Below are 4,324 nucleotides of genomic sequence, written 5' to 3' on the forward strand. Positions count from 1 at the left end.
GGTGCCCGTCGACGAGAGCGGGTTCAGCGTCGAGGCCGACGGCGAAGGCGGATTCGTGGTGCGCGGTGTGCGCCCGCAGCGGTGGGTCGCCCAGACCAACTTCGACAACGACGAGGCCGTCGGATACCTCGGCGACCGGCTGGCCCGACTAGGCGTCGAGGACGAGTTGCTCAAACTCGGCGCCCGGCCGGGCTGTGCGGTGACGATCGGCGACATGACGTTCGACTGGGAGCCGCAGACTCCGGCCGGGGTGGACGTCACGATGTCGGGCCGCGGCACCGATACCCGGCTGGAACAGACCGAACGGGTCTCGGCCGACGAGCGCAAAGCAGCGCGGCGGGCGCGCCGGGAGAGCCCCGAGGATCAGGAGTGAACTCCGTTCACCCGGCCGGTTCGGCGAACTCCGTCCACCGGGGTGCGGTGCGCACCGCACGCTCGGTGGTCGTCAAGATCGGCACCACCGCGCTGACGACCCCGTCGGGCATGTTCGACGTCAGCCGGCTGCAGTACCTCGTGGATGCGATCGAAGCGCGCATCGAGTCCGGCTCGGACGTGGTGATCGTGTCCTCGGGCGCGATCGCCGCAGGCATCGAACCGCTGGGGTTGCCCAGGCGGCCCACCGATCTGGCCACCAAGCAGGCCGCGGCCAGCGTCGGGCAGGTGGCGCTGGTGAACTCGTGGAGCGCGGCGTTCGGGCACTATCGGCGCACCGTGGGCCAGGTGCTGCTGACCGCCCACGACATCTCGATGCGGGCCCAGCACACCAACGCCCAGCGCACGCTGGCCCGGCTGCGTGCTCTGCACGCGGTGGCGATCGTCAACGAGAACGACACGGTCGCCACCAACGAGATCCGCTTCGGGGACAACGACCGGCTCTCGGCGCTGGTCGCCCACCTGATCGGGGCCGATGCGCTGATCCTGCTCTCCGACATCGACGGGCTCTACGACGGCGACCCGCGCAAGGCCCCCGCCGACAATCCGGCACGTTTCGTTCCCGAGGTCGCCGGACCCGACGACCTGGCTGACGTCACGGCGGGCCAGGGCAGCCACCTCGGCACCGGCGGGATGGTCTCGAAGCTGTCCTCTGCGTTGCTGGCAGCCGACGCCGGCGTTCCGGTGCTGTTGGCCGCCGCAGCCGATGCGGCCGCGGCACTGTCCGACGCGTCGGTCGGCACCGTGTTCGCCCCGCGCGCCGAGCGGATGTCGGCACGGCGGTTCTGGGTGCGCTACGCCGCCGAGGCGTCGGGTGCGCTGACACTCGATGACGGCGCGGTCAACGCCGTTGTCCGGCAGCGCCGTTCACTGCTGCCCGCCGGCATCACCGCGCTCTCGGGCCGGTTCTACGGCGGCGACGTGGTCGAACTGCGCGCCCAGGACGCCACCATGGTGGGACGCGGTGTGGTCGCCTACGACGCCGGGGAACTGGCCACCATGCTCGGCCGGTCCACGTCGGACCTGCCGGCCGAGATGCGCCGCCCCGCCGTGCATGCCGACGACCTGGTGGCGGTGTAGACCGGGCCGGGTGGTCTTTCTCAGACCTGAGCTTCGTCGCTCAGCGGTGCGATGTCCACGGTCACCGGGACCTCGATGATGCCGCCATGACCGTCACTGACGGTGACCACGAAGGTGTCTTGCAGCGGGCTCGCCGAGAAGGCGCCCGGTCCGGTCGAATAGAAGCTCTGCGGGAGTCCGAGCGGGACACCACTGCGGTAGGTCGAAATGACGACGCTCACTGTTTGACCCGCCGTCAGGTCAACGCTGACGCTTGGGCACAAGCTGGTCCTCCCACCGCACCCGGTCGGCGTCAGATCTGCGGGGTGGTAGCCGTCGTCATTGAATCCGATTACGTTCGTCCCGGGTGCTGATGGGGCGAATGCGCCGTCGTACACGATCATCACGGTGTCCGCCGGGGCGCTGGTCTGACCCAACCTGTAGGTCTGGGTGTCGGCCGCCGTGAAGAAGGTTGCGACGTAGTTGAACGGGTTGGAGCCGCTCTGACCAAGTTGGCTGATGCTGCCGTTGCCCAGAGAGGATGCCGCTGTTGTGAATGTGCCTTGAGTGACCGCCGCTGGGTCGGTCAATGTGATCGTCGTAGCGTCGAATGTTGGATCGGTGGGCCTGGCATCTTGATTGGGCGTGTACGTGAATAGGCCTGTGGCAGGGTCGATTGTGACAGTGCCGTAGGTGGTCGTGGCGGGTGCGCTGAAAACCAGGGGGTCGTTGTCGGGGTCGACGGCGGTGATGGCGCCGGAGACTTCGCCGGTGTTCGGGTCGGGATCGCCGAGGGTGACGGTGGCTGATTGGGGTGCGGCGGTGGCGGGTTCGATGTCGACGGTGACGAGAGTCGTGGTCGTGTTGCCGTAGGCGTCGCTCACGGTGACCGTGATGGTGTCGGTGAGTTGGTCCGGGGTGGCGCCGTCGGCGGCCGCGTCGTGACGGGCTGCGTCGGTGGGGGTGTAGATGAAGCCGCCGACGGTTGAGTTGTCGACGGTTACCGTGCCGCCCTTGGCGCTGGTGGGGCCCGCGTCGTAGAAGAGGGCGTCGCCGTCGGGGTCGCTGGCCACCACCGACACCGAGACGACGCCGGTGTCGGGGTCGGGCTCGCCGATGACGGTCTCGGTGATGGCGGGTGGTTCGTTGGGCGCCAGCGGCGCGATGTCCACGGTGACGCTCACGGTGGTGGAGCCGCCGTGACCGTCGGCGACGGTGACATCGAACGTGTCGCTGCGCTGGGTGGGGTCGGTGGTGGCGATCTGGCGCGCGGCCTCGGTGGGGGTGTAGACGAAGCCGCCGGTCGTCGAGGTGTCGGTCGTGATGGTGCCGCCCAGGGCGCTGAGGGCATCGGCGCTGAAGGTGAGGCTGTCGCTGTCCGGGTCGCTGGCCACGACCGACACCGTGACGACCCCCGTGTCGGGGTCGGGGACGCCCGCTGTCACCTCACCGACAGCTGGGCCGGCGTTGGCGGGGGCGATATCGACAGTGATCGGCACCGTCAGCGTGCCGCCGTGACCGTCGGTCACGGTGAAGTGGAACGTGTCGGTCAACTCATCGGCAGTGGCGTCCTCGGCGGCCGCGTCGTGGCGGGCTGCGGCTGTCGGGGTGAATGTGAATTCACCTGTGGTGTAGTCGAACACGACGGCGCCGCGAGCGTCCGGGTCCGGCACGGTCACGGCGACGCCGTCCCCGTCGGGGTCGGTGACGGCGAGGGTTCCGGTGACGGCGCCGGTGGTGGTGTCGGGATCCCCGACGGTCACAGCAGCCTCGGGCGCGGCGTTGGCGGGGTCGATGGGCGCGGTCACTGCCACGGTGATGACACCGCCGTGCCCGTCGTCGACGGTCACGTCGAACGTGTCTTCCTGCAGGCCGCCGCCGGCGGCGGCGTGTCGGGCCTCGGATGTCGGTGTATAGGTGAATTCGCCTGTCGCCGAGTCGATGACGACAGTTCCACCCAGCGCGGTCGTGGTGGGAGCGGTGTAGGTGAGGGTGTCGTTGTCGGCGTCGTGACCGCTGACGAGCCCGGCGACCTCGCCGGCGACCGAGGTGCTGTTGTTCAGAACACGGATGTTGTCGACGCTGAGCCGCGCGCCTGCAGCGTGACCGGCGGTGGCATCCCAGCTGCCGGCGACGAACACGAACACGAAGTTGCCGGTCTCGGTGACCGTGTGGTTGACCTGCGTGACCGGCTGGCTCGCGCCCGGCGTCGCTCCGGTGGCGTCGAGGATGATGCTGGTGGCGCCGGTGTCGACATCGAGGACGTAGCCGAGCACATCGTAGGCGTCGCCGCCGCCGCTGGCTTCCCAGTCGAACTGGATGGTGGCGCCGGCGTTGATGCGCACCGGGGCGTCGGAAACCAGGGCAGGGCCGTGCACCACCCCGCCGATGCGGCTGCCCTCCGGGGTGTTCGGGACGCCCCCCAGAAATGAATCCAGTACCACTCGCCCGTCCTCGATGTACACCTGGTAGATGGCGCGGTCGGGGGCCGTTTCGGTACCCCCGTCCGGGGCACTCGTCGGGTCGACCGGGGTGGGCCAGCCGGCGATCATCTGGGTGCCGTCCAACCACACTTGCGAGTCGATGATCGTCCAGCCCTCGAAATCGAGTTCGAAATCGCCGTTGTTGAAGCTGTCCACCGTGTAGGTCGCGGTGGGTGCCACATTGGCCGGCGCGATGTCGACGGTGACGGCGACGGTGGTGGTGTTGCCGTCGGTGTCGGTGACGGTGATCTGGAGGGTGTCGGTGAGCTGGTCTGCGGTGGCGTCATCGGCTGCTGCGGCATGGCGGGCGGCATCGGTGGGGGTGTAGGTGAAGCCCCCGGCGACCGCTG

3 protein-coding genes are annotated in these 4,324 nt (G+C 69.2%); 2 read left to right on the forward strand and 1 reads right to left on the reverse strand.

From position 1 onward, the window contains the following. Both cgtA and proB read left to right on the forward strand, forming a co-directional pair. Nucleotides 1-373, forward strand: a 373-nt coding sequence (gene cgtA, locus ACN27A_RS34350; protein ID WP_421459166.1) for an Obg family GTPase CgtA, incomplete at its 5' end; no start/stop codon positions are given. After that, a complete protein-coding gene (gene proB / locus ACN27A_RS34355; RefSeq protein ID WP_421459168.1) occupies nt 370-1,512 on the forward strand; it encodes a glutamate 5-kinase in 1,143 nt (380 codons plus the stop codon). The genes cgtA and proB, both read left to right, overlap by 4 nt. Before the next feature lie 20 nt (nt 1,513-1,532). Here proB and ACN27A_RS34360 read toward each other — a convergent pair. Continuing rightward, nucleotides 1,533-4,324: Ig-like domain-containing protein (locus tag ACN27A_RS34360; RefSeq protein WP_421459169.1), on the reverse strand; the 2,792-nt coding region annotated here is incomplete at its 5' end.

It is taken from the genome of Micromonospora sp. WMMD737, from assembly GCF_049179055.1.
Lineage (GTDB): Bacteria > Actinomycetota > Actinomycetes > Mycobacteriales > Micromonosporaceae > Micromonospora > Micromonospora reichwaldensis.